Origin of the sequence: Microvirga zambiensis WSM3693 (genome assembly GCF_016735695.1) — a bacterium.
Taxonomy (GTDB): domain Bacteria; phylum Pseudomonadota; class Alphaproteobacteria; order Rhizobiales; family Beijerinckiaceae; genus Microvirga; species Microvirga zambiensis.
In genome coordinates, this window is record NZ_JAERQD010000035.1 from 1 (window position 1) to 23,903 (window position 23,903).

Below are 23,903 nucleotides of genomic sequence, written 5' to 3' on the forward strand. Positions count from 1 at the left end.
GCCTCGTGATCACCAACAACGTGCTCGCCGGCGTCGGCAACGTGCACTACAGCACCTACGGCGCCAACACGGGCCTGGTCAATTCGACGATCGCGCCGAACTCGATTCACAGCAGCGCGGACGCCATCGCACGTCCGGTGCCCAATTCGACGCCTTCGTCGACGCCTGCTCCGACGCCGACCACCAGCCTGACGCCGGACGGAACCGATCAGCTGACGGGCACTGCCACCAATGACGTCCTTAAGGGCACTGCCGGTAACGACGTCATCAAGAGCGGCGCCGGCAACGACGTCATCAAGGGTGGTGCCGGAAACGACAAGATCTGGGGTGGCGCAGGAAATGACGTGATCTTCGGCGGTCACGGCAAGGACACGCTGACCGGCGGTACGGGTCATGACGTTTTCGTGTTCAATACCAAGCTCAAGAAGACTGCCAACACGGACAAGATCACCGATTTCAACGTGAAATACGATGCGATCTGGTTGGACAACGCAGTGTTCAAAAAGCTCGGCACGAAGGGTACCGAGTCGGATCCGGCCAAATTGAACAAGGGCTTCTTCACCGTCGGCTCTGCCGCGAAAGACAAGGACGACTACCTTGTCTACGACAACAAGAAGGGCGCGCTGTACTACGATGCGGACGGCTCCGGAGCGGGCAAGGCTGTGCAATTCGCTACTCTCTCCAAGAACCTGAAGTTGACGGCAGCCGATTTCTTCATCGTCTGAGCCGACATCATTCCCGATCAAGTGAAAGGAGCTGCCATCCGTATCAACTCGAACGGTGCGGCAGCCAATCATTTGACCCTGCATCCGACCCGCCAAAAACGGCAGGCCCGTGAGCGGCTAACGCTGCCCACGGGCCTGCCTGCATCTGCGCCCAATAGGGACGAGCTGAAGATCGAAGTTTTACATAAGTATTATATTCAGGGCATCAGGAAAAAAGACCGACAAAGGCCAAGTCATCGATGTTCGTGATCTTTCCGAATGTATTGTTCCGCGATGGGAAAGCTTTGTTCGCCTTCATCGTCCGAGGTATACCTCCCTCTAAAGAGCCGCATCCTGGATCTAGCTTTTCTTCGCAAGCCCGGTCATTGAGAGATGATGACCCAAGGCTGCCCCTACGGGTCACAACTTCGCGCCTTCCCTCGGGAGGCGCTTTCTTTTTGGTTCGACAGCCCGGCACAGGACCGCCCCGCGGGACGGGACGATTTGTCCGCCCTCCTCCCGGCTTTCGAGAAAACCCTCACGCCAGCTTCGCCGGATATTGAAAGCATTCTTCCGCCTTAGGGATTGCAAGCATGAGCCCCTGGACGCCCGAGCGCAGATCGAGACCGCGCCATTCCACCTATCTGGAAGGGCGGATCACCGGCAAGGACAGCGGGGCACCGCTCGACTGTACTGTCTGGGACCTGTCGGAGACGGGCGTAAGGCTCATCATCCCGGCCCCGGCCGACGTTCCTCTGAAATTCGAGCTCCAGATCCCGGCGGAAGACGCCCGGGCCATGGTTCAGCTGGTCTGGAACTCCGGAGCGCATTACGGCGCAAGGTTTATGGATTAGCGCATCGTGCAGACCCGGAGGGCCGCGTCAGCGAAAAGTGGACCCGGTTTTCACTGACGTGGCCCTCCGGGTCTGCGTTCAACGATGCGCTCTCCCAAGAGTGGAGCATCGGATTGGATCCCAAAAGTGGGTCCACTTTTGGGTCCGATGCTCTAGCCCTCGCTTTCGCAGGCGAGGCAATCTTTCCAAGACCCGGTGAACCGGATATTGGGCATGTTCCGTTGCGGAATATTCCTATAATTACATCTCGAGCGGGACGAGAGGGCCGATGAAGACCTACCGACTGTTCAACAAGCTCGGTCGCCCACGCAGTTACGCGGGTCGGATCCTGCTGATCTGCTTCGTCGGCACTCATATTCCTCTGATCGCGTTCGCATTCTGGATCCTTATTGCCAATCCGAACCTCGGCCGTGAGCACTGGAATGAACTGCTTGTGCTGCTGCTTGCGACCCTTGCCGGCACGGGACTGACCTTTTTCTTCGTCAATGGGATGCTGGCTCCCGTCCGTGTCGTGTCCAGAGCCCTCGGCGACTATCGCCAGAACAAGCAGATCCCGACCCTGCCCCGCGATCTTTCGGACGAGGCGGGCCATATGCTCGAGCAGGTTCAGGACGCGATCGAGGAGCTGGACCTGACCTTGACAAATCTCGCGAGAGCCGCGGAGACCGATCCCCTGACCGAGATCGGCAACCGGCGATGGCTCGTCAGCCGGGCGGAGGAGCAGATCGCCCGCGCGCAGCGGAACCAGACGCCGATTTGCGCCATCCTTTTCGATCTCGACCGCTTCAAGACCATCAATGACCAGCATGGCCATGCCAAAGGCGATGCAGTCCTGGTCGGCGTGGCAAGGTTCGTGAAGACAATATTGCGCCCCGCCCATCTCTTTGCCCGGACAGGCGGGGAGGAATTCTGCATCGTCCTGCCCAACACGCCACTGAGCGACGCGGTCGAGACGGCTCGATTGATCCAGGAAGGCCTTGCGACCCGATCGATCGGGCGCCTGACACCCGGCTTGGTAACTGCGAGCTTCGGGGTGGTCGAACGTTCTCCGGAGGAGAAGGATCTTTCGGCCCTGCTGCGGCGGGCGGACGCCCTGCTCTATGAGGCGAAGAATGACGGCCGCAACAGGGTTGCGGCATCGACTCTGGTGTAGAAAAGCCTCAGCGCCTGAAGACCGGGTGCTCCACCCGATCTCCAGGTTTGATCCCGAGCTTGGCCGCCGTGCCGGCATTCAACTCCAGCACTGCCAGAACCGGCTCGCCGGACGGGATCGTCCGGGTCGAAAGCGGCTCGGTATTCGCCGCGATGCGGGCTATGGTGCCATCCGAGCGGATGAAGAGCATGTCGAGCGGCAGATAGGTGTTCTGCATCCACATGGAAACGGGCTCGACCCGGCCGAAATCGAACAGCATTCCCTGGTCGGCCGGCATCGCCCGGCGGAACATCAGCCCCTGCGCCCGGTCGGCATCGTTGCGCGCGACCTCGACCCGGAAGCTCTGACGCTGCCCGCCCTGCGACGAGATGGAAAGCTGCTCGAAAGCCTGGGCGTAGACAGCCCCTGCGAGAAGAACGAGAAAGCCCAGGGCCGGGAACGCAGGCCGAAAACGCGACAGCACGGGAACGCTCGCTAGTGGGAGTGCGGCAGGGCCATATCGGCCAGACGGACTTCGGCGGCCATGAGGCCCTTGGAGCCATCGCCGAAGCGGACGAAGACGCGCTCGCCCGGCTTCAGCTCGGCAATGCCATAGCGGCGAAGGGTCTCCATATGAACGAAGATGTCAGGCTTGCCTTCGCCCTGGGTGAGGAAGCCGAAGCCGCGCAGGCGATTGAACCATTTCACCACAGCCGGCTCCAGACCGCTTGTGGGCACGACCTGGACATGGGTGCGGGGCAGCGGGAGTTCCGAGGGGTGCAGCGCCGTCGATTCATCGAGGGAGAGAATCCGGAAGGCCTGGAGACCGCGCGGGCGTTGGACTGCTTCGACCACGATCCGGGCGCCCTCATTGGCGGCTTGGTAGCCGTCGCGCCGCAGGCAGGTCACATGGAGCAGAACGTCGGGCTTGCCATCGTCGGGCACGATGAAGCCAAAGCCCTTGGCCACATCGAACCACTTGATCCGACCACTGACCTGGATGAGTTCGAGAGCCCCCTCTTCATTGGCCGGCTGCGGAACTTCGCGGCGACCCTGATCTAATGAGGGATTCTCCTCTCGGAGACTAAAAGAATTGGAGCCGTAATCGCCAGTCATGAAATTACCCAAACTCGAATCATGAACCCGATTCTTAATAAGAGGATAACATCGTCCTGAATCAGGGGAAGCCGGAAACGCGACTCAACCGGCGATGAAATTTTCGGCAATCTGCATGTTCTTGAATTTACGTGATAAATTTTGAGAAGATCGGGCCGATTTCCGCATGAATCACCAGATCCGCCTCAGAATCGAGGGGTGTCGGCTCCCGATTGACGATGATCAGCCGCGCTCCGTTCTCCTTGGCGAAGGCCGGAAAGGCCGCGGCCGGATAGACAATTAGTGACGAGCCCGCGACGAGAAACAGGTCGCAGGATCGCGCGAGTTTCTGCGCCCGGCGCATCGCCTCATCGGGCATCGCTTGCCCGAATGAAATGGTTGCCGATTTGAGAACACCGCCACAGGCGATGCATTCAGGCGGATCGCCATCGGAGTCGAAACATTGTCTCACCCAATCGAGTTCGTGACGCCGGTTGCAGGACAGGCACTTGGCGTAAGTGCCGTTGCCATGCAGCTCGATGACTTGGTCGGCGGAGAGGCCGGATTCCTGATGAAGACCGTCGATGTTCTGCGTGATCACCGCCGGCATGCGGCCGGATGCGGCAAGTGCGGCGAGACCGATGTGCCCTTGGCTCGGACGCGCACCGCGATAGAGATCGTCCATCGCGAATTTCCGCCGCCACGCCTCTCTCCGGGCTTCCGCGCTTTGCAGGAAGAGATCGAACGGAATTGGCTTGTGGCGCATCCAGGGAGAGCCGGGCGACCGGAAATCGGGGATGCCGCTCTCCGTCGAGATCCCAGCTCCCGTAAAGCCGGCAATCAAGCCGGCCTCTTGAACCATGTCCAGGAATGTGGCGATTGACGCAGGATGGCTCTCGGTCATTTCACAAAACTAACGCCTCGCGACCCGGAGGGAATGGCCCTGTCCATGACACAAGCAGATTTGACCGCCCTCTCCTCCTCAGGGGCCAGAGCCGCCGCATCCCAGCGCTGGGACGCCGTCGACGTCGCCCGCGGCCTCGCGATCGTCGCGATGATCGTCTACCATTTCAGCTGGGACCTGAGCTTCCTCCAGCTGATCGCGACGAACATCCTGCAGATCCCGGCATGGCGCTGGTTCGCGCGCGGAATCGCCGGTTCGTTTCTCTTCCTTGCGGGCTTCGGCCTTGTCCTGGCTCACGTCCAGGGCTTCCGCCGGAGGCCGTTTCTCAGGCGCCTGATGAAGGTCGGCGGAGCGGCTCTCGCGGTGACGCTGGTGACGTATTTCGCCTTTCCGGAGAGCTACATTTTCTTCGGCATCCTTCACTGCATCGCCGTATCGAGCGTTCTGGCCCTGCCCTTCCTGAGGCTTCACCCTGCACTGACGCTGGCAGCGGCTGCCTTATGCCTCATCGCACCGCAAATCTTCACGAGCCCGGCTCTCGACGCGCCCTGGCTCGACTGGCTCGGGCTCGGCGCATCGGAACCGGTTGCCAACGATTACGTGCCGATCTTTCCCTGGTTCGGCCTCACCCTGATCGGGGTGGCCGCAGGACGGCTGTTGCTGCCGCGCCAACAAACGATGAGCCTTGCCCGCTGGCGCGCAGAGAATGCGCTCTCCCGTGGATTGGTCTGGGCGGGGCGCAAGAGCCTGCCCATCTACCTCATCCATCAGATCGTTCTGCTCGGCATTCTCTACGGTGTCGCGCAGATGGTCGGGCCGAACACGACGGCGGCCTGCCAGCAGATCTGCCTGGCGCAGAATGGCAATCCGGCCCTCTGCCCATCCGTCTGCTCATGCATCGTGCAGCAGGTGCCCGAGCGCGATCTCTGGCAGAGGCTCCTCGCCGGCACGGCCGCGGCGGAGGACAGCACCCGGATTTCGCGCGCCGCGCAGCAATGCATGCGCCAAAATCCGCCGTCATAGATCGTGCTCCTCAGCACGTCATCACCTCCCCGGACTTGATCCGGGGATCGATGCCGGTGATCCCGATGACGAAGAGTGCGGCGCTTCTCAGTATCGAGATGGTCGGGACAAGCCCGGCCATGACAAGTGGGACTTGCTCAAATCACTTCGAGCTGTGTTGCTCTCGAGCGCTGCTCGCTCCGCGCTTCCGCCAGCAGGCAAAGCAACTCGAAGGCAATGGAGGCGCCGACCAGTGCCGTTCCGCCCGATTGGTCGAGCGGCGGCGAGACTTCCACCATATCCGCGCCGATGAGGTTGAGGTGCCGGAAGCCGCGCACGAGCTGCAGGGCCTCGCGGCTGGTGAAGCCGCCGATTTCCGGCGTGCCGGTGCCGGGCGCGAAGGCGGGATCGATGGAATCGATGTCGAAGGTGAAATAGGTCGGCTCCATGCCGACCACGCGGCGGGCCTCGTCGATGGCGTAGGAAATGCCCTTCTCAGCCACCTCTTCCATATCGATGATGCGGACGCCCTGATCGAGGGCCCATCGGCGCTCGTCGGCTGAATACATGGTACCGCGAATGCCGATCTGAACCATGCGTTTCGGATCGAGCACGCCGTCCTCGATCGCACGTCGGAAAGGCGTGCCGTGAGTCAGCTTCTGGCCGCCGAAATAGGTGTCGCCGGTGTCGCTATGTGCATCCACGTGGATCAGGCCCACCGGTCCAGAGGATCCCAGCGCCCGCAGGATCGGATAGGAGATGATGTGATCGCCACCGATGGACAGCGGCGTCACGCCGCCTTGATGCAGATACGACACCTCGGCCTCGATCCGACGCAGGGTGTCGTGCACGTCGATGGGATTGACCGGCACATCGCCCACATCCGCGCAGGCACAGAGATCGCAAGGCGCGACGAGCGTCCCGTAATTGACGAGGCGCATGAGCGAAGACGCCTCGCGCACCTGACGCGGGCCGAGGCGCGCGCCGGGGCGGTTCGTGGTCGCCCCGTCGAAAGGAATCCCGAGAATGGCGATATCGATCTCGCCGGGGGCCTGCGTCGGCGCGACGTGCGGCAGGCGCATGAAGGTCGAGATCCCGGCAAAGCGCGGCACGACCATGCCGGACAGGGGCTGGTAGGCTTCGAGGCGCTGTTCGCGGCTTGCGGGAGCGGTCTTTTTCTTGAGGTTCTTCATCATCGCTCGTCTACCCCTTGCATCAGTGAACGGCGCGGGCGAAGACCCGCTCGATCCGCTCCATTCCCCAATCGATCTCGTCGCGGGTGATGGTGAGCGGCGGCGCAAAGCGCAGCACTGTGCCGTGGGTGTCCTTCGAGAGCACGCCGTTCTCGAGCAGCGCATCGCAGACGGACCGCGCGGAGACGACGTTCGCATCGACTTCGACGCCGACCCATAGGCCGCGGCCGCGCACATCCTTCACGATGTTGCTGCGCATGGCGCGCAGCCGATCCTGAAGGTAGCCGCCCATCTCGGCGCTGCGCTCGACGAGATGTTCCTCTTCGATGATGGCAAGCGCCTCCAGTCCGATCCTGGCGGCGAGTGCATTGCCGCCGAAGGTCGAGCCGTGCGAGCCCGGATTGAACACGCTCATGACGTCGTGCGTGCCGACGAAGGCGGAAACCGGATAGACGCCGCCGCCCAGCGCCTTGCCGAGGACGAGGCCGTCCGGCTTGATGTCCTCGTGCTGGTGGGCGAACCAGCGACCCGTCCGCCCGAGGCCTGACTGAACCTCGTCGAGGATCAGAAGGACATTGTGCCGGTCGCAGATAGCGCGAAGATCCTTCAGGTAGCCCTCCGGCGGCACCACGATTCCCGCCTCGCCCTGGATCGGCTCGATCAGGACGGCGCAGGTGTTTTTCGTCATCATTCGTTCGACGGCAGTGGCATCGCCGAACGGCACCAGCTTGAAGCCGCCTGCGAACGGCCCGAATCCCTCGCGATACGATTCATCGGACGAGAAGCCGACTATGGTGGTCGTCCGGCCGTGAAAATTGTTCTCGGCAACGATGATCTCGGCCTGGTCCGGTGCGATCTTCTTCCTGGAATAGCCCCAGCGCCGGGCAGCTTTGATGGCAGTCTCCACGGCCTCCGCGCCGGTGTTCATCGGCAGCGCCATATCGAGACCGGTGACCTGGACGAGGCGTTCCAGGAAGGGACCGAGAATGTCGGTGTGATAGGCGCGGCTGGTGACGGCCAGCCGGGAAGCCTGCTCCATCATGGCGTTCAGGATCCGCGGGTGCCCATGGCCGAGGCTGACGGCCGAATAGGCGCTCATCATGTCGAGATAGCGCCGGCCTTCCGTGTCGGTGACCCAGACGCCCTTCGCCTCCGTCAGGACGACGGGCAAAGGATCGTAATTATGTGCGGTGACCGATCGTTCGAGAGCGATGAAATCCATGGGATCCTCCATGGATAAGCTTATGTCCCATGCGATCCGGTTGAGGCTGAAATCCGCACGGACCACAGCCGATTCTGTCGTCGGTCCGCTGCACTCGGATCAATCCCGGTTGTCGGGGACAGGATAGCCCTCGAAATCCTTGAGCGTTTTCAGGACGAAAGTCGTGTGGATACGCCCGATTCCGAAGCCGGGATCGGCGAGATAAGCCTCCGTCAGCGTCTCATAGGCTGCCAATGTCGGCGCCACGATGCGGGCGACATAATCGTACTCGCCGTTCACCACCTGCAGATCGATCACAGCGGGATTGGCGGCGAGCGCCCGCTCAAGACGCTGTCGCGTCCCCGTGGACGGGTCCCGCATGCTGATCCCAGCAAGCGCGATGATGTCGTGCCCAAGGGCGGAAGGGTCAATCTGGGCCGCATAACCTCGGATCACCCCCTTTTGTTCAAGCCGTCTGACGCGCTCGAGGCAGGGTCGTGCCGACAGCCCGACACGTTCCGAAAGGGCCTGATAAGTGATGCGCCCATTGTCACGAAGGGCATCGAGAATCAGGAGATCGATCCGGTCGAGAGCGGGCTTGGCGCTGCGGCTCGGCAGCTTCGATGGCGGCTTCATGTCTAAGCTCGAACGAAACCCATGCGGACCGGGACGGATCCGATGGCGGTTCATCAGGTCTCTATCCACGAACCGCGGGCGGCGCAATTCCGCCGATAGGCGGGTGCGGAATTCGCCGCTTGGCGATGCGAAAGAGAAACCAGAAATTGTTCGCATCGCCATCCCACAATCAAAGAAATATAATTGGATATACTATACCAAATTACCCATTCAATTATTATTAATTACACAAGGAATTATATCATTTCATTGTTGAACGAAGATGTTTTCCCGATATGACTCTACGTCAATTGAATCGGGGCAAAACCAGTGACCTCTACTCCGGAGGGGGATGTCGCAAAGCGTATCGTAGCGCTTTGCCAATCGCTCAACAGCAACAGCAAGACGCCGATCGGTCTCGATACATCACTGACTTATGCTCTTGGTTTCGATTCCCTGAGGCTCATGCAGTTCTTCGCCGGGGTCGAGGAATTGTACCCTGGTGTTGCCCTCGAAGACTGGTTCATCGAGCACAGCACCGATGGGCAGGATACGATCCGCAGCGCCGTTTCTCATCTGACACGATTTCTCGCGCCGCCGGCGACAAAAGGTTGAAACCCGTTTTCATCTTTGCCAACTAGAACACCGGATCGATGGCCGCCTTGCTGCGGCATGGAGGTGATGTGGTGCTGCGGGATTATCTGACCGAACTTCCTCTGATCGCCATCCTGCGAGGCCTGAAGCCCGAGAACGCCGAGGCCGTCGGCAACGTTCTGGTCGAAGCGGGTTTTCGAATCATCGAAGTGCCCCTGAACTCGCCCGACCCGTTCCGCAGCATCGGGATTCTGGCCAAGACCATGCCGAAAGGCGTGCTGGTCGGTGCAGGCACGGTGATGAATCCTGAGCAGGTGCACGGCGTCCGAGATGTCGGCGGCAGGCTGATCGTCATGCCCCACGCCGATATCGAGGTGATCGAAGTCGCCAAGGAGCAGGAGCTCGTCTGCACCCCCGGCGTCGCCACGCCGACCGAGGCTTTCGCCGCACTGAAGGCGGGAGCCGACGCCATCAAGATCTTCCCCGCCGAGGCCATTCCTCCCGCAGTCGTGAAAGCCTGGCGAGCCGTGCTGCCCAAGGAGACCGTCGTGCTCCCCGTCGGCGGCATCAAGCCGGACAACATGAAGCCCTACCTCGATGCGGGCGCCAACGGCTTCGGGCTGGGCTCCGCGCTCTTCACGCCATCCATGTCGGTGGAGGAGATCGGCGGCAACGCCCGCGCGTTTGCGACCGCCTGGCAGGTCTTAACGGCGGGTTGAGCCTTAAAAACCATCTGAAACACCAGAGCAGGAACCCCTCGGAGAGAAAGCCGTTCTCACCGGGTCAGGCTTAACGTTGGAGTTTCACGATGAAGAAGACTGTCATTATCCTCGCCGCTTCGCTTCTCAGCACGGCCGCCTTCGCCCAGGACACGACCACCACCATCAAGAAGGAAGAGGGCATCCTGGGCAGCAAGACCACGATCGAGCGCACGACCGAGCCGAGCACGACGTCCTCCACCTCCGTCACGACCTCCACGGGCAGCGTGGGCTGCACAACGGAGACCAAGCAGAAGACCGACGAGTTCGGCGACACGACCACCAAGAAGAAGACCGAGTGCTGATCGCTCGACGTCGATTGGCAGAGAGGGCCCGGCTCGAAGCCGGGCCTTTTCTTTGGAGCATCGGACGGACCCGGAGGGCCGTCTTGACCGATGCTCTCATTCAGTAAGAAACCATTGGGATCATCCCAAAAGCGCAAATCCACTTTTGGGTCCGATGCTTTAGCGACGCCGCCCGCCCTGCCCCCCTCGGAAGAACGGAACCGTCAGAAGGCGCCGGCCGGTCTCGTCGGTGATCTCGAGCTCGATATTGCCCGCATCGGCCAACTCGTCCCGAAGCTCTTCGACGGTGGCGAGCGCCTCGGCGCGGGCTGCATCGAGATCGGGCAGCTCGATGCCCTCCTCGTCCTCGTCGACGTCGTAGCCGTCCCGAATGTTGAAAAAATAGCGCGGCATGGGAGTTCAGCTCAACGATATCTATGGCGAGAGAAACGCGTCTGCAGGCAGCAGGTTCAACGGAAGGTCTAACCCACCCCCATACATCATGCAAAGGGGCCTCATATTGCCTCACAGCTTCAGAATGAGGTTCATCCGGTCGGCCGCCTCGCCGGAAAGTGCCGCCTGCCTGGCCCGTCCAGACAGCCTCAGCTGGCTACGGCCGGCCCGCTTTGCCTCGGAAAGCGCGTCGTCCGCCTCGCCATAGAGCCTCTCGAAGGTGTCGTCGGGGCCGCGGATCGCGATGCCGGCCGACATCGTCACCTGGATCGCGCCGGTCGGGGTGATGATCGGCGTCCTCCCCACCGCGCGCAGCATGTCAGTTATGACGTTCACGATTCGCTCGATGGGCGTCTCGAACGAGATGAGCGCAAACTGCTCGCCGCGCATATGGCCGACGAGGCCGTAATCGGAGAGATGCGCCTCGATGGTCCGGGCCAGGGCCTGGAGCACGACGTCGCCAGTCCGAAGGCCGTGATTGTCGTTGATCGCGTCGAACTGATCGATATCGGCAATCACCATCGCGGTCGTCGCCGGGGTCGGCGAACTGATCGCCTCGATCAGGGCGCGGCGGTTCGGCAGGCCGGTAAGCGGATCGGTATGGCTGATCGCTTCGAGGCGGCGCTTCGTTTCCTGCAGCTCGCGCTGCGCCCGCCCAAAGATCCAGGAAACGGGGATCGCGATCACTCCGACGGTCAGGGTCGTGACGATTGCCGTTCGCAGCACTGCCGTCCATGACGTGAAAAAGACGATCTGCGTGGTCAGGTCGGCCGCGAGCGAGATGACGAGCGCGAAAACCGTCACCTTTACGACGTAGCGCACGAGGTCCGCCTGGCTCGTGATCGTCGGCATGGTGAATTTGCGGATGAAGTTCCGGAACATCGACATGGTTGGAGAGCGGCCTGAGACGACACTTTATAGCAGAGCCGTTAGCCGATCTGAAATCGCTTGGATAGAGGTAATTCCACTCAGCTCAGCTGGAGCTTTTTCCGCTGGCCGGCGTTTAGAGCCATGCCGAGGGTCAATGCGGGTCAACCGTCAAGGGAACGCCATGATCCGCTACCCACTCGCGACCATCGGGGCTATCGCGGCCCTGATTGCGATCGCGCCGTCCGCCGGCGCCCAGACCGCCTGCGCCCCCCGTGAACAGCTCGTGAAGCTGCTTGCCGATCAATACAAGGAAGGCCGGGTCGGGATCGGCCTTGCCCAGCCCGGACAGGTCATGGAGGTCTTCGCCTCCTCGCATGGCTCCTGGACCATGGTGCTCACGCTGCCCGATGGCAAAGCCTGCATGATCGCGAACGGCAATAATTGGGAAATGGTCACGAAGATCAAAGGCAGCCCGATCTAGCGCTGGCACAGCTATCGAACCGGCTGAGGTCTGGAAGGATATCGATTTCCGGAATTGTAAGGTGGCGCGCCCTACGGGACTCGAACCCGTGTTTTTGCCGTGAAAGGGCAACGTCCTAGACCGCTAGACGAAGGGCGCAATTTCGGGGCGGTGCCGCCGAAGTGGGCGAACCTATAGATGGGTTCGTGACGCACCGCAAGCACCAGATTTCAATTATTCCGGCCGCGCCGCGTCCATGATCCGCACCTCGACTTTCTCGTTTCCGCCCCAGCGGTCGACCGAGAGAGTTCCGGCGACATGGAGCGGATTGCCGATGCCGTGGGACAGGACATTCCCGAGCGGCTGGCCGGCCGCGCGGAATGCGATTCCGCCGATGAAGCTGCCATCACCGCCGCGCATCTTGACCCGCATGTGCCCGCCGCTACCCACTTCCCGCGCCTCGACGACCCGGTGCTGCGGGAACACGAAAACCGGCTCGGGCTGCCCCTGTCCGAAGGGCCCTGCCCGTTCGAGGGCGCTCACCACTGCTGGCTGTGCGCCCGCCGCGGTCAGCGTCGCGTCGACGGCGAAATTGTCCCGCAGGCGCGTGGCGCTCACGGGCTCCGAGAGCTTATCGGTGATGAACTCCAGAAAACTCTGAAGATTGGCCGCCCGGATCGTCACGCCGGCCGCCATGGTGTGGCCGCCGCCCTTGATGGCAAGACCTGCATCGACGGCAGCGCGCACGGCGTAGCCCAGGTCGACGCCAGGCACTGAGCGGCCCGAGCCGGTCGCCGTACCGTCGGGATTGAGGGTGAAGGCGAAGGCCGGGCGGCGGAACCGCTCCTTGGTGCGGGCGGAGATCAGGCCGACCACCCCCGGGTGCCATTCGGCGGATGCCGTCATCAGAACGGGGCGGTCCGGCATGTTCTCGAGAGCGAACAGGGCCTGCGCTTCGGCCTCGGCCACCGCCACCACTTCGATGGCCTGGCGCTCGCGGTTGAGCCGGTCGAGTTCGGCGGCGAGCTTGGCCGCCTGGACGGGATCCTCCGTCAGCAGCAGCCTCGAGCCTAAGGCCGCATCGCCGATGCGCCCGCCCGCATTGATGCGCGGCCCCACGAGATAGCCGAGATGCCAGCTTTCCGGCGCACCGGCGAGGCCGGCGGAATCGAGGAGCGCGGCAAGGCCGACCCGGCGGCGGCTCTTCATGATGGCCAGCCCCTGCCGGACGAAGGCCCGGTTGAGGCCGGTCAGCGGCACCACGTCCGCCACCGTCGCGAGGGCGACCAGATCGAGGCTCGCCATAAGGTCGGGCTCGGGCCTGCCCTGGAAGAAGCCGCGCAGGCGCAGGGCGCGGTTGAGGGCGACGAGGAACAGGAACACCACGCCGGCCGCGCAGAGATGGCCGAGGCCCGACAGATCGTCCTGCCGGTTCGGGTTCACGATGGCGAGCGCGTCCGGCAATTGCTCCGGCGCCTGATGGTGGTCGAGGACGATGGGATCGAGGCCAAGCCGCTTCGCCTCGGCCAGAGGCTCGATGCTCGCGGTTCCGCAATCGACGGTGACCAGGATATCGGCCCCCTGCTCCTTCAGCGCCCGGATGGCATCCACGTTCGGGCCATAGCCCTCGGTGATCCGGTCCGGGATGTGGATGGCATAGTCGAGCCCGCAGGCGCGCAGGTATTCCGCCAGCAGCGCGGCGCTGCAGGCGCCGTCCACGTCGTAATCGCCGAAGATCGCGACCTTCTCGTTGCGACGGACCGCATCGGCCAGCCGGGAAGCCGCCGCTTCCATGTCGGTCAGCACATGCGGATCGGGCATGAGGTCGCGCAGACGCGGATTCAGGAAGCCCTCGGTGTCGTGGATGCCGACGCCTCGTCCGGCAAGGACGCGGGAGAGCACGTCGGGAAGGCCATGGGTCTGGGCGATGGCGAGCGCGATCGTGCTCTGGGCGGCATCGCAGCGCTCGACCCAGGTTCGCCCGAGAGCAGAATTCGTAACGCCCAGGAAGGGCTTCGGCAGGAGGAGAGGCGATGATTCGGTCACAGCGCCAGTCTTACCCGCGAATTGTGGTCAAAGCATCCTGGCACCCCTGCGGCTATCCACCGTGTCATTCCCGGCCGGAGCGGAGCGGAGGGGAAGGGAATCCACTCGCACGCTCGGCGCAATGGATCCCCTTCCCTCACCTTCGGCTCGCCGGGGATGACACAGCTGATCAGCCGAACAGCTGCCGATACTGGATGAAGCCGCTGCGGTCGGCGACCTTGTCGTAGAGGGCTCGCGCGGTCGTGTTCGTCTCGTGCGTCAGCCAGTAGACCCGGCTCGCGCCGGCGGCCTTCGCCTTCTCGTACACCGCCTCGATCAGGGCTCGCGCCACGCCCCGGCCCCGCGCCTCCTCCGCGGTGAACAGGTCCTGCAGGTAGCAATAGTCGCTCGTCGTCCATGTGGAGCGATGGAAGATGTAGTGGACGATGCCGACGATCCGGCCGTCGAGGACGGCGGCGAGCCCATGGATCGGCTCTGCGGGATCCAGGAAGCGGTTCCATGTCGCCTCCGTCACCTCGGCCGGGACGGAGGATTTGTAGAAGGTCAGGTAGCCCTGCCAGAGAGGCTCCCAGGCCTCGCGGTCGTCCGAAGTGAAGGGGCGGATTTGAAGCATATGATGTCCAGTCTCATGAAACACTGCCCTCATCCTGAGGAGCAGACGAAGTCTGCGTCTCGAAGGAGGCTCCAGAGAGCACTGGATCCTCCTTCGAGACGGTCGCTCCGCGACCTCCTCAGGATGAGGTGAGAGTCGGTCGAAATGCAAATGGCCGGGACGAGCCCGGCCATGACGATCGACGAGATGCCTGAAGCGCTAATCCAGGTGGAACTTCGACAGCTCGCGGTGCTCGCCGTAGATGCGACGCACGGTGCCGGTGGCGGAGCGATAGACGACCGTCTCAGTCGTGATCACCTCTTTGCCGAAATGGACGCCCTTGGTGAGAGCGCTGTCGGTCACGCCGGTCGCCGCCACGATCACGTCGCCGCGGGCGAGGTCCGTCATGTCGTATTTCTTGTTGGGGTCGGTGACGCCCATCTGGAGGGCACGGGAGCGCTTCTCCTCGGTGTCGAGGATCAGGCGGGCCTGCATCTGGCCGCCGATGCAGCGCAGGGCGCCGGCCGCCAGCACGCCTTCGGGCGCCGCGCCGATGCCGAGATAGATGTCGATGCCGGTTTCCGCAGGCTTCGTCGTGAAGATCACGCCGGCCACGTCGCCGTCCGAAATCAGGCGGACGCCCGCGCCGGTCTTGCGGATGGCGGCGATCAGTTCCGCGTGGCGCGGCCGGTCGAGCACGAGGGCGGTGAGCTCGTTCACCTTCACTCCCTTCGCCTTGGCGAGGCTGTGGAGGTTCTCCTCGGGGCTGGCATCGAGATCGACGACGCCCTTCGGATAGCCGGGACCGACGGCGATCTTGTGCATGTAGACGTCCGGAGCGGCCAGCAGGGTGCCGGCCTCGGCCATGGCCATGACGGCGATGGAACCGGGCATGTCCTTGGCGCACAGCGTCGTACCCTCGAGCGGATCGACGGCGATGTCGACCTTCGGACCCTGCTTGTTGCCGACCTTTTCGCCGATGAAGAGCATCGGCGCCTCGTCGCGCTCGCCCTCGCCGATCACCACCGTGCCGTCGATGGGGAGCTTGTTCAGCTCACGACGCATGGCGTCCACGGCGGCCTGGTCGGCGGCCTTCTCGTTGCCACGGCCACGCAGCCTTGCGGAGGCCACCGCCGCGCGCTCGGTGACGCGGACGAGCTCCAGGGTCAGAATGCGTTCGATGATGAGGCCCGGTTGGACGGTAATGCCCTGCGACATGGACTTGTCGTCTCCCTTATTGAGGTCGGCAGCTGGCCTGTCGGCCCTGCGTGAGGTTACTCGCGTTCGATGCGGATGACTTGGGGCGGCTCGGCGATAAGACCATCCCCCGTGATTTTTTCCAAGGCCGAGCGGATCGAGGATTCGGCGGCCGCATAGGTGATGAGAACCAGCGGCACCGGCGTGCCGGACCGCCCGTGCGGATCCTTCGTCGCCGCGATCTCGGAGCGCTTCTGCAGGATGCTCTCGAGCGAGATGTCGGCCTCGGCCATGCGGGTCGCCACCCCCGCCGCGACGCCGGGACGGTCATGCACCGTCAGGCGCACGTAGTAACCGCCCTCGTGCCGCTGCATCGGCGCGCGCTGCGCCTTTTCGAGCTGGCCGGTCGGGGCGCCGAAGAGCGGCTGCACATTGCCGGTCGCCACATCGGCGATATCGGCCACGACGGCGGATGCCGTGGCATCGCCCCCTGCCCCTGGTCCGATCAGGGTCAGCTCGCGCACCGCATCGGCATCGATGGTGACGGCATTGGTCACGCCCATGACCTGGGCGATGGACGAGGTCCGGGGCACCATGGTCGGGTGCACGCGCTGCTCGATCCCGGTCCTGGTGCGCTCGGCGACGCCAAGAAGCTTGATGCGGAAGCCAAGTTCCCTCGCCATCGCAAGGTCGAGCGGCGTGATCGAGGAGATGCCCTCCACGTAGATCGCCTCGGCGTCGATCTCGGTGCCGAAGGCGAGGCTCGTCAGGATCGCAAGCTTATGGGCGGTGTCGAAGCCTTCCACGTCAAAGGTCGGGTCCGCTTCCGCATAGCCGAGGCGCTGCGCATCCGCCAGGCATTCGGCGAAGGTGAGCCCCTCGAGCTCCATGCGGGAGAGGATGTAGTTGCAGGTGCCGTTGAGGATGCCGTAGAGGCGCGAGATGCGGTTGGCCGGAAGCGCCTCGCGCAGGGTCTTGATGATCGGGATGCCGCCGGCGACGGAGGCCTCGAAGGCGAGCGAAACGCCCTTCTCCTCCGCCAGCTTCGCCAATTCGAGGCCATGCTTGGCCAGGAGCGCCTTGTTGGCGGTCACGACATGCTTGCCGAGCGACAGGGCTGTCCGAACCGTCTCCAGCGCCGGACCGTCCGCGCCGCCCACCAGTTCGACGACGCAATCCACATCGGTCGAGCGGGCCAGCTTCACCGGATCGTCGAACCACGTGAAACGGGCGAGATCGAATCCCCGATCCTTGGCTCTATCACGGGCCGAGACGGCCACGATCTCGACCGGCCGGCCGCCGCGCTGGGCGACAGCCTCGTTCTGGCGGTCGAGAATGCGGATGACCGAAGCGCCGACGGTGCCGAGGCCGGCAATGCCGACCCGAAGGGGACGTGTCACGAACAACAGCTCCTTGAGATTTGCCGGGCCGCTTGTACGACCCTCAAGGTTCCATGTCCATGGCGGCGCGGCACCCGAATGGCATGCCGCGCGCTCTGGTGGAGATCAGCCCCGGCGCACCATCGGCACGACGTTGTGGAGCGTCTGGTCGGCGTTGTCGAAGAACTTGCGGATGTTGCGGGCGGCTTGGCGGATGCGCTGCTCGTTCTCCACCAGCGCGATGCGCACATAGTCGTCGCCGTGCTCGCCGAATCCGATGCCGGGGGCGACCGCCACATCGGCCCTCTCCACCAGGAGCTTGGAGAATTCGAGGCTGCCCATGGCGCGGAATTTCTCCGGGATCTGCGCCCAGGCGAACATCGACGCGGTGGGAACCGGCACCTGCCAGCCCGCCTTGGCGAAGGATTCGACCATCACGTCGCGGCGACGCTTATAGGTCGCGCGCATCTCGCGAATGCAGTCATCCGGCCCGTTCAGCGCAGCGGTGGCCGCCACCTGCACCGGCGTGAAGGCGCCGTAGTCGAGATACGACTTCACCCGGGCGAGCGCCGCCAGGAGCCGCTCGTTGCCGACCGCGAAGCCGATGCGCCAGCCGGCCATGGAGAAGGTCTTGGACATGGAGGTGAACTCCACCGCCACATCCATCGCGCCGGGCACCTGCAGGATCGAGGGCGGCGGGTTCGACTCGTCGAAATAGACCTCGGAATAGGCCAGATCTGACAACAGGATCAGCTCGTGCTTCTTCGCGAAGGCGACGAGGTCGCGATAGAAGTCGAGGGAGGCCACGTAGGCGGTCGGGTTCGACGGATAGCAGACCACGAGCGCCACCGGCTTCGGAATCGAATGCGCCACCGCGCGCTCGGCGGCGACGAAGAATTCCGGGGTCGGCTCGGCCGGGACCGAGCGGATGACGCCGCCGGCCATCAGGAAGCCGAAGGCATGGATCGGATAGCTCGGGTTCGGCACCAGGATCACATCGCCCGGCTCGGTGATGGCCTGGGCCATGTTGGCGAAACCCTCCTTCGAGCCCAGGGTCGCTACCACCTGCGTGTCGGGATTGAGCTTCACGCCGAAGCGGCGCTCGTAATAGCCGGCCTGGGCGCGGCGCAGGCCGCCAATGCCCTTTGAGGCGGAGTAACGGTCGGTACGCGGCTTGCCGACGGTCTCGACCAGCTTGTCGATGACGTGCTGGGGTGCCTGAAGGTCCGGATTGCCCATCCCGAGGTCGATGATATCGGCGCCGTTGGCTCGGGCGGCGGCCTTGATGCGGTTGACCTGCTCGAAGACGTAAGGCGGGAGGCGCTTAATCCGGTAAAAGTCAGGCATCGTTCTCGTCCTCGCGCGGAATCAGGGATTCCGGTATAGATTCTAAGGCGTTCTCTTGGAATTAATCTTCTGGCGCGTCGGCTGCGACGTGTTGGCCGGGAGCTTGATCGGTTCGGGCGGCGGCGTGTTGCCGAGTTCCGCGGCGGCAGCGCCGGCCGCCTCGTTTTGGGTGCGCAGGGCGTCGAGCTCCGCCTCGGCCGCCTTGATCTCGTCCGCCGTGCGCGCCGGCGTCGGCCGCTCCGGAATCGGGGCGCCGATCGGCATGTATTCCAGATTGGCCGGCCGCGAGCGGGCGACGAAATCGGGCGTCGCCGCCGATTGCGGTCCGGCGCCCAAGGAGGACGCCACATCGCGGACAGGGTTGAAGCTGCCGTTGCAGCCTGCAACCCCGGAGGCCGCCAGCATCGCCAGGGCAATGGACGACCGGCGGTGGATCGAAAAAAGCGTCATACGCATTGTGATACCTAAGAGCTGCAACTTGACGCTGGCATATCCGACAGGTCGAACGGTAAGATGTCGGAAATGCGGCTTGCGGGCAATGCTGCTGCGATAGAGGGAGATCGCCTTATGGACAAGCCATACGGTGAGGAGAAGCTTCAATCCTCCACCCCGGATTTCGAAGAACTCTCCCGCAACATGGCCCGCTTCATCGAGGGAGCAGGCAAGGCTGCAGCCGCCTATCTCAAGCCCGTTCAGGAAGGCCAGCCCCCGGCTGCGGGGGATGCTTCCGAAGCGATGAAATCCCTCGGCCGGGTGGCTGAGGCATGGATGAGCGACCCGCAGAGAGCGTTCGAAGCGCAGTCGCGCCTCGGCACCCAGTTCCTGAATCTCTGGGCCTCGACCCTGAAGCGCGCTCAGGGCGAGACCGCCGAGCCGGTGGCCGAGCCGGAGGCGAGGGACAATCGCTTCAAGGACCCGGAATGGTCCGAGAACCCGGTCTTCGATTTCCTGAAACAGGCCTATCTGATCTCGTCGCGCTGGGCGGAGGATCTGGTGGAGGATGCGGACGGGCTCGACGAGCGCACGCGGCACAAGGCGCAGTTCTATCTCAAGCAGCTGTCGAGCGCGCTCTCGCCCTCCAACTTCCTTCTGACCAACCCCGAACTCATTCGGGAAACCCTGCGGGAGAACGGCGCCAACCTCGTTCGCGGGGTCACGATGCTCGCCGAGGATATCGAGGCGGGTCGCGGCGAGCTGAAGATCCGCCAGTCGGATCCGAGCAACTTCAAGATCGGCGTGAACATCGCGACCACGCCCGGCAAGGTCGTATTCCGCAATGAGCTGATCGAGCTGATCCAGTATTCTCCCGTGACCGAGAAGGTGCTGAAGCGTCCGCTCCTGATCGTGCCGCCCTGGATCAACAAGTTCTACATTCTCGATCTCAACCCGGAGAAGAGCTTCATCCGCTGGGCCGTCTCGCAGGGGCTGACCGTCTTCTGCATCTCCTGGGTCAACCCCGCCGAGCAGCATGCGGAGATGGGCTTCGAGCATTACATGCAGGACGGCATCTTCGCGGCGCTCGATGCGATCGAGCAGGCGACGGGCGAAAAGAAAGTGACGGCCATCGGCTATTGCGTCGGCGGCACGCTGCTGGCCACGACGCTCGCCTACATGGCCGCCAAGAAGGACAAGCGGATCGACAGCGCCACGTTCTTCACCGCACAGGTGGACTTCACCCACGCGGGCGACCTCAAGATCTTTGCCGGCGAGGAAGAGGTCCGCAGTCTCGAGACCGCCATGAAACAGCGCGGCTATCTCGAGGGCTCGCGCATGGCCAATGCCTTCAACATGCTGCGGCCGAACGACCTGATCTGGCCCTATGTGGTCAACGTCTACATGAAGGGTCAATCGCCCTTCCCGTTCGACCTGCTGTACTGGAACGCGGACTCGACGCGCATGCCGGCTGCGAACCATGCTTTCTATCTGCGCAACTGCTACCTCGAGAACAAGCTCGCGAAAGGCGAGATGGAGCTTGCGGGCCTAAAGCTCGATCTGAAGAAGGTGAAGGTGCCGATCTTCAATCTGGCGACGAAGGAAGACCACATCGCCCCTGCCCGTTCGGTGTTTCTCGGCTCCAAGGCCTTCGGCGGGCCTGTCGACTATGTTCTCGCCGGATCGGGGCACATCGCCGGCGTCGTCAACTCGCCCAACAAGCCGAAGTATCAGTTCTGGACCGGCGGCCCGGCCGAAGGCGAACTGGAAGACTGGATGAAGAACGCGACCGAGACGGCGGGTTCCTGGTGGCCTTATTGGCTCGAATGGATCAAGGCGCAGGCGCCGCGCATGGTGGCGGCAAGGAAGCCGGGCGGTGGAAAGCTCAAGCCGCTCGGGGATGCGCCGGGCACTTATGTTCTGACGAAGTCGTAGGATCCATTCCGCCTCACAGTGCCAAAAGAAAAAGGCCGGCGTGATGTCGGCCTTTTCGTTGCGTCGGCGCATCGTGCGGAAAAGCGGATCCGGTTTTCGCTTGCGCGGCCCGCTGGGTCCGCACTCAACGATGCGCTCTTCAAAGAGTGGAGCATCGGACCCAAAAGTGGGGCCACTTTTGGGTCCGATGCTCTAGTGGAACCGATCAGTACTTGCGCACGATCGGAGCGGCCGGGATGGCGACCTTCGGGTCGTCCCAGCGATAGCGCACGGCGGCAGAGATGATGTCGACGGTGGCATCGGCCTCGGCGACGAAGGGCAGCCCTTCGAAGTCCTGCTGCCCGGGAACGATGCGGATATCGCCTTCCTTCGCGAAGATATGCGTGTAGGCGACGTCGAACGACAGCTTGTCGTTCCACTGATAGGTCGCACCGATCGACGCCCAGATGCGGTCGCTGTCGGGCAGTCGCGTGGAACGGACGCGCGTGTCGATCGGCGAATCCTCGTAGGCGAGACCGGCGCGCACGGTCAGCTGGTCTGTCAGCCTGTAATCGAAGCCGAGGGAGTAGAAATAGCCGTCGTCATAGTTGAGCGGCAGATCCGTGACCACGACGCCGCCGGGTCCGACGACGAGCGGAGTCTTGAGGACGCTCCAGTTCGTCCACTCGAAGCCGGCATGGACGGTCAAAGCAGGCGTGAAGGCGTGCGAGATGCCCACCGTGATCTGGTCAGGGGTGGTCAGGTCGGCGGTGATCGGAACCTGCGCGGCAATGGGGGCAAGAACGCCCGCGGGCGCCTTCACCGTTCCCTCGAGCTCATGGTCGATCTGCGAGCGGTAGCCGATACCGATCGTAGTGCCGGCGAATGGGGTGATGGTGACACCGGCCGTGAAGCCGAAGCCCACATCGTCGCCGTCGAGAATGAGGCTCGGCGCGCCCGGCGTGATGCCTGCGGCGCGCTTGAGGCGGATGTCGAAATACTGCAGCGACGGACCGGCGGCGACCGACAGCCAGTCGTTGATCTTGACGCCGAGCACCGGGTTCACGTTCACCGAGAAGATCCTGGACGAACGCGAATAAAGCTGGCCGGACCAGGTTTCGCGCGGATCGGTCACGAGGCCATAGGGCGAGGTGGCCGAAAGACCGACCCAGAACATGTCGTTGATCTGGTAGGAATAGTAGCTGGACGCCAGGATCGCGTCCTGACCGATATCGCCAGAGCCGCCGAGCGCGAAGGTCGGCACCGAGGGCAGCGGGTTGATGTCGACCCGCGGAATGATCAGCGAGGCATGGCCCTCGCTCCAGATGCCCGGCATCATCGTGATGACGGCAGGGTTCCAGTACATCGAGGACAGGAAGCCCGAACCGGACGCGGCGCCGGCGAAGGAATATCCCTGAGCCGTGGCGCTCTGCTCACGGAGTGCGAACGCACCGGCCTGCGCACCACCCTGCGCGGCAATGAGCGCTGCAAGGGAGACCGCGGCCAGGGACAAAGAACGAGAGAGATGACTCATGGAGGTTTTCCTGCCCTTATGCTTCTTGTGCGGGAGAATCCCGCGTCTCGCTCCAATGTGCCAATGCTTAATTTTGGCCGCAATCTCTCTATTAGGCTCCGGCAAGGCATTAAAATTGTCTAAAGGTCAAGCTTCGTTACTTTATTCAACTTCACTATGCTTTGTTACTCATCAGCAACCGCACAGCACTTCCTAAAGGTTCACATGTAAACCGATGTATAGTCGGCCAACTGGCTGGCTTCGCGGGAGCCCGGAAGAAACGTGGAAATTCGCCCTTTTGTGCGGGTTCGTGGCATAACGGCAACATATTTGCGCCAGGAACGTGCATTGTAGCGGTGCGCGTTCGCGCCAATTATGCCCATGCCGCAACGAGAGGAGCGCCTGATGAAGCTGGTGAGATTTGGGGCACCCGGAGAAGAGAAACCCGGTCTGTTGGATTCCCAAGGACAGATTCGCGATCTGTCGGGTCTGGTTCCCGATATTTCCGGAAAGAACCTGTCTGCAAAGTCCCTCGATCGCATCCGCCAGACCGACCCCAACAGCCTCCCCCTCGCTCCGTCGGGACAGCGCCTGGGGGCCTGCGTCGGACAGGTGCGCAATTTCATCGCCATCGGCCTGAATTACGCCGACCATGCCGCCGAGACCGGCGCCGCGATCCCGGCCGAACCGATCGTCTTCAACAAGGCTCCGTCCTGTATCGTCGGTCCCAACGACAACGTCGTCATCCCGCGCGGCTCGCAGAAGACGGACTGGGAGGTAGAGCTGGCCATCGTGATCGGCGAGCGCGCATCTTACATCGGCGCCAACGAGGCGATGGACTTCGTTGCCGGCTACTGCGTCTGCAACGACGTCTCCGAGCGCGAATTCCAGATCGAGCGCGGCGGCACGTGGACGAAGGGCAAGGGCTGCCCGACTTTCGGCCCTCTCGGTCCCTGGCTCGTCACCAAGGACGAGATCCCCGATCCGCAGAACCTCGCCATGTGGCTCGACGTGAACGGCGAGCGCATGCAGAACGGCTCGACGAAGACCATGATCTTCAACGTCGCGCAGATCGTTTCCTATGTGTCGCACTTCATGATCCTGGAGCCCGGCGACGTCATCACGACGGGCACGCCTCCCGGCGTCGGCATGGCCATGAAGCCGCAGCGATTCCTCAAGGACGGCGACGTGGTCGCCCTCGGCATCGAAGGCCTCGGCGAGCAGCGCCAGAGCGTCGTCGGGTTCAAGGGGCATGCGACCGACATCGGCAAGAGCTGGAAGGGGCATTAGCTGCTCCCTCGACGTCATGGCCGGGCTTGTCCCGGCCATCCCGATGCTGAAAAGCGCTGCGCTCTATGCGATCG

At 63.2% G+C, this 23,903-nt stretch carries 25 protein-coding genes and 1 tRNA gene; 10 read left to right on the top strand and 16 right to left on the bottom strand.

Features of this window, described 5'->3' with window-relative positions; translation table 11 throughout:
• From JKL46_RS22405 to JKL46_RS22415, 3 genes are all read left to right on the top strand, one after another.
• Positions 1–725, top strand: a 725-nt coding sequence (locus JKL46_RS22405) for a calcium-binding protein (RefSeq protein WP_201837550.1), incomplete at its 5' end; no start/stop codon positions are given.
• Positions 726–1,297: 572 nt separating this feature from the next.
• Positions 1,298–1,558 carry a PilZ domain-containing protein gene (locus tag JKL46_RS22410; RefSeq protein ID WP_201837551.1) on the top strand — a complete coding sequence of 87 codons (261 nt, stop codon included), beginning with the start codon at positions 1,298–1,300 and terminating at the stop codon, positions 1,556–1,558.
• A 268-nt stretch (positions 1,559–1,826) separates the two neighbouring features.
• Complete coding sequence (locus JKL46_RS22415; RefSeq protein WP_201837552.1) at positions 1,827–2,711, top strand: GGDEF domain-containing protein; 885 nt, start codon at positions 1,827–1,829, stop codon at positions 2,709–2,711.
• Positions 2,712–2,718: 7 nt separating this feature from the next.
• Here JKL46_RS22415 and JKL46_RS22420 read toward each other — a convergent pair whose 3' ends face one another.
• The 3 genes from JKL46_RS22420 to JKL46_RS22430 all read right to left on the bottom strand — a co-directional run bounded on the left by JKL46_RS22420 (position 2,719) and on the right by JKL46_RS22430 (position 4,647).
• Positions 2,719–3,174, bottom strand: coding sequence for a DUF192 domain-containing protein (locus JKL46_RS22420; RefSeq protein ID WP_201837553.1), 456 nt, complete (start codon positions 3,172–3,174; stop codon positions 2,719–2,721).
• Between the two features lie 11 nt (positions 3,175–3,185).
• Entirely contained in the window at positions 3,186–3,806 is a 621-nt protein-coding gene (locus tag JKL46_RS22425) for a cold-shock protein (protein WP_210381434.1), read from the bottom strand.
• Between the two features lie 127 nt (positions 3,807–3,933).
• Positions 3,934–4,647 (bottom strand): SIR2 family NAD-dependent protein deacylase, encoded by a 714-nt coding sequence (locus tag JKL46_RS22430; protein ID WP_201837677.1) that lies wholly within the window; start codon positions 4,645–4,647, stop codon positions 3,934–3,936.
• Positions 4,648–4,734: 87 nt separating this feature from the next.
• On the opposite strand from JKL46_RS22430, the gene JKL46_RS22435 reads away from it, so the two are divergent.
• Positions 4,735–5,712, top strand: a complete 978-nt coding sequence (locus JKL46_RS22435; protein ID WP_201837554.1) for an acetyltransferase domain-containing protein — start codon at positions 4,735–4,737, stop codon at positions 5,710–5,712.
• 137 nt (positions 5,713–5,849) lie between these two features.
• On the opposite strand, the gene speB is transcribed toward JKL46_RS22435, so the two are convergent.
• From speB to JKL46_RS22450, 3 genes are all read right to left on the bottom strand, one after another.
• Positions 5,850–6,887: an agmatinase gene (gene speB, locus JKL46_RS22440; RefSeq protein ID WP_201837555.1), complete on the bottom strand. Its 1,038-nt coding sequence runs from the start codon at positions 6,885–6,887 to the stop codon at positions 5,850–5,852.
• Between the two features lie 19 nt (positions 6,888–6,906).
• Entirely contained in the window at positions 6,907–8,106 is a 1,200-nt protein-coding gene (gene rocD, locus JKL46_RS22445; protein WP_201837558.1) for an ornithine--oxo-acid transaminase, read from the bottom strand.
• Between the two features lie 99 nt (positions 8,107–8,205).
• A complete protein-coding gene (locus JKL46_RS22450) occupies positions 8,206–8,721 on the bottom strand; it encodes an Lrp/AsnC family transcriptional regulator (protein WP_201837560.1) in 516 nt (171 codons plus the stop codon).
• Positions 8,722–9,030: 309 nt separating this feature from the next.
• Between JKL46_RS22450 and JKL46_RS22455 the strand changes: the two genes are divergently transcribed.
• The 3 genes from JKL46_RS22455 (at position 9,031) to JKL46_RS22465 (ending at position 10,357) form a co-directional block, all read left to right on the top strand.
• Positions 9,031–9,315 (top strand): acyl carrier protein, encoded by a 285-nt coding sequence (locus JKL46_RS22455; RefSeq protein ID WP_201837562.1) that lies wholly within the window; start codon positions 9,031–9,033, stop codon positions 9,313–9,315.
• Between the two features lie 38 nt (positions 9,316–9,353).
• Positions 9,354–10,013 (top strand): 2-dehydro-3-deoxy-6-phosphogalactonate aldolase, encoded by a 660-nt coding sequence (locus JKL46_RS22460; RefSeq protein ID WP_201837564.1) that lies wholly within the window; start codon positions 9,354–9,356, stop codon positions 10,011–10,013.
• Positions 10,014–10,102: 89 nt separating this feature from the next.
• Positions 10,103–10,357: a hypothetical protein gene (locus JKL46_RS22465; protein WP_201837566.1), complete on the top strand. Its 255-nt coding sequence runs from the start codon at positions 10,103–10,105 to the stop codon at positions 10,355–10,357.
• A gap of 159 nt (positions 10,358–10,516) precedes the next feature.
• On the opposite strand, the gene JKL46_RS22470 is transcribed toward JKL46_RS22465, so the two are convergent.
• Together JKL46_RS22470 and JKL46_RS22475 are read right to left on the bottom strand one after the other, a co-directional pair.
• Positions 10,517–10,750 (bottom strand): DUF6894 family protein, encoded by a 234-nt coding sequence (locus JKL46_RS22470; protein WP_201837568.1) that lies wholly within the window; start codon positions 10,748–10,750, stop codon positions 10,517–10,519.
• Between the two features lie 111 nt (positions 10,751–10,861).
• Positions 10,862–11,677 carry a GGDEF domain-containing protein gene (locus JKL46_RS22475; RefSeq protein WP_201837570.1) on the bottom strand — a complete coding sequence of 272 codons (816 nt, stop codon included), beginning with the start codon at positions 11,675–11,677 and terminating at the stop codon, positions 10,862–10,864.
• A gap of 163 nt (positions 11,678–11,840) precedes the next feature.
• Between JKL46_RS22475 and JKL46_RS22480 the strand changes: the two genes are divergently transcribed.
• The gene (locus JKL46_RS22480; protein ID WP_201837573.1) at positions 11,841–12,140 is read left to right on the top strand and encodes a hypothetical protein; all 300 of its coding nucleotides are present in this window, start codon (positions 11,841–11,843) and stop codon (positions 12,138–12,140) included.
• 62 nt (positions 12,141–12,202) lie between these two features.
• Here the strand turns inward: JKL46_RS22480 and JKL46_RS22485 are convergent.
• The 7 genes from JKL46_RS22485 to JKL46_RS22515 form a co-directional block, all read right to left on the bottom strand.
• A tRNA-Glu gene (locus JKL46_RS22485) sits at positions 12,203–12,278 on the bottom strand.
• A gap of 75 nt (positions 12,279–12,353) precedes the next feature.
• Entirely contained in the window at positions 12,354–14,165 is a 1,812-nt protein-coding gene (recJ, locus tag JKL46_RS22490; RefSeq protein ID WP_201837575.1) for a single-stranded-DNA-specific exonuclease RecJ, read from the bottom strand.
• A 169-nt stretch (positions 14,166–14,334) separates the two neighbouring features.
• Entirely contained in the window at positions 14,335–14,778 is a 444-nt protein-coding gene (locus JKL46_RS22495) for a GNAT family N-acetyltransferase (protein WP_201837577.1), read from the bottom strand.
• 198 nt (positions 14,779–14,976) lie between these two features.
• Positions 14,977–15,975, bottom strand: a complete 999-nt coding sequence (gene glpX / locus JKL46_RS22500) for a class II fructose-bisphosphatase (protein ID WP_201837579.1) — start codon at positions 15,973–15,975, stop codon at positions 14,977–14,979.
• Positions 15,976–16,031: 56 nt separating this feature from the next.
• Positions 16,032–17,354 carry a homoserine dehydrogenase gene (locus JKL46_RS22505; RefSeq protein ID WP_201837581.1) on the bottom strand — a complete coding sequence of 441 codons (1,323 nt, stop codon included), beginning with the start codon at positions 17,352–17,354 and terminating at the stop codon, positions 16,032–16,034.
• Positions 17,355–17,459: 105 nt separating this feature from the next.
• Entirely contained in the window at positions 17,460–18,680 is a 1,221-nt protein-coding gene (locus JKL46_RS22510; RefSeq protein WP_201837583.1) for an LL-diaminopimelate aminotransferase, read from the bottom strand.
• 42 nt (positions 18,681–18,722) lie between these two features.
• The gene (locus tag JKL46_RS22515) at positions 18,723–19,136 is read right to left on the bottom strand and encodes a hypothetical protein (protein WP_201837585.1); all 414 of its coding nucleotides are present in this window, start codon (positions 19,134–19,136) and stop codon (positions 18,723–18,725) included.
• A 111-nt stretch (positions 19,137–19,247) separates the two neighbouring features.
• Between JKL46_RS22515 and JKL46_RS22520 the strand changes: the two genes are divergently transcribed.
• Positions 19,248–21,047, top strand: a complete 1,800-nt coding sequence (locus tag JKL46_RS22520; protein ID WP_201837587.1) for a PHA/PHB synthase family protein — start codon at positions 19,248–19,250, stop codon at positions 21,045–21,047.
• A 205-nt stretch (positions 21,048–21,252) separates the two neighbouring features.
• On the opposite strand, the gene JKL46_RS22525 is transcribed toward JKL46_RS22520, so the two are convergent.
• Positions 21,253–22,560 (bottom strand): OmpP1/FadL family transporter, encoded by a 1,308-nt coding sequence (locus JKL46_RS22525; RefSeq protein WP_201837589.1) that lies wholly within the window; start codon positions 22,558–22,560, stop codon positions 21,253–21,255.
• A 384-nt stretch (positions 22,561–22,944) separates the two neighbouring features.
• Between JKL46_RS22525 and JKL46_RS22530 the strand changes: the two genes are divergently transcribed.
• Positions 22,945–23,829 carry a fumarylacetoacetate hydrolase family protein gene (locus JKL46_RS22530; protein WP_201837591.1) on the top strand — a complete coding sequence of 295 codons (885 nt, stop codon included), beginning with the start codon at positions 22,945–22,947 and terminating at the stop codon, positions 23,827–23,829.
• Positions 23,830–23,903 lie beyond the last annotated feature (74 nt).

Coding starts and splice junctions, on each gene's coding strand:
- JKL46_RS22410 (WP_201837551.1), top strand. CDS start 1,298: ATGAGCCCCTGGACGCCCGAGCGCAGATCGAGACCGCGCCATTCCACC.
- JKL46_RS22415 (WP_201837552.1), top strand. CDS start 1,827: ATGAAGACCTACCGACTGTTCAACAAGCTCGGTCGCCCACGCAGTTAC.
- JKL46_RS22425 (WP_210381434.1), bottom strand. CDS start 3,806: ATGACTGGCGATTACGGCTCCAATTCTTTTAGTCTCCGAGAGGAGAAT.
- JKL46_RS22430 (WP_201837677.1), bottom strand. CDS start 4,647: ATGGTTCAAGAGGCCGGCTTGATTGCCGGCTTTACGGGAGCTGGGATC.
- JKL46_RS22435 (WP_201837554.1), top strand. CDS start 4,735: ATGACACAAGCAGATTTGACCGCCCTCTCCTCCTCAGGGGCCAGAGCC.
- speB (WP_201837555.1), bottom strand. CDS start 6,887: ATGATGAAGAACCTCAAGAAAAAGACCGCTCCCGCAAGCCGCGAACAG.
- rocD (WP_201837558.1), bottom strand. CDS start 8,106: ATGGATTTCATCGCTCTCGAACGATCGGTCACCGCACATAATTACGAT.
- JKL46_RS22450 (WP_201837560.1), bottom strand. CDS start 8,721: ATGAAGCCGCCATCGAAGCTGCCGAGCCGCAGCGCCAAGCCCGCTCTC.
- JKL46_RS22460 (WP_201837564.1), top strand. CDS start 9,354: ATGGCCGCCTTGCTGCGGCATGGAGGTGATGTGGTGCTGCGGGATTAT.
- JKL46_RS22465 (WP_201837566.1), top strand. CDS start 10,103: ATGAAGAAGACTGTCATTATCCTCGCCGCTTCGCTTCTCAGCACGGCC.
- JKL46_RS22470 (WP_201837568.1), bottom strand. CDS start 10,750: ATGCCGCGCTATTTTTTCAACATTCGGGACGGCTACGACGTCGACGAG.
- JKL46_RS22475 (WP_201837570.1), bottom strand. CDS start 11,677: ATGTCGATGTTCCGGAACTTCATCCGCAAATTCACCATGCCGACGATC.
- JKL46_RS22480 (WP_201837573.1), top strand. CDS start 11,841: ATGATCCGCTACCCACTCGCGACCATCGGGGCTATCGCGGCCCTGATT.
- JKL46_RS22495 (WP_201837577.1), bottom strand. CDS start 14,778: ATGCTTCAAATCCGCCCCTTCACTTCGGACGACCGCGAGGCCTGGGAG.
- glpX (WP_201837579.1), bottom strand. CDS start 15,975: ATGTCGCAGGGCATTACCGTCCAACCGGGCCTCATCATCGAACGCATT.
- JKL46_RS22510 (WP_201837583.1), bottom strand. CDS start 18,680: ATGCCTGACTTTTACCGGATTAAGCGCCTCCCGCCTTACGTCTTCGAG.
- JKL46_RS22515 (WP_201837585.1), bottom strand. CDS start 19,136: ATGCGTATGACGCTTTTTTCGATCCACCGCCGGTCGTCCATTGCCCTG.
- JKL46_RS22520 (WP_201837587.1), top strand. CDS start 19,248: ATGGACAAGCCATACGGTGAGGAGAAGCTTCAATCCTCCACCCCGGAT.
- JKL46_RS22525 (WP_201837589.1), bottom strand. CDS start 22,560: ATGAGTCATCTCTCTCGTTCTTTGTCCCTGGCCGCGGTCTCCCTTGCA.
- JKL46_RS22530 (WP_201837591.1), top strand. CDS start 22,945: ATGAAGCTGGTGAGATTTGGGGCACCCGGAGAAGAGAAACCCGGTCTG.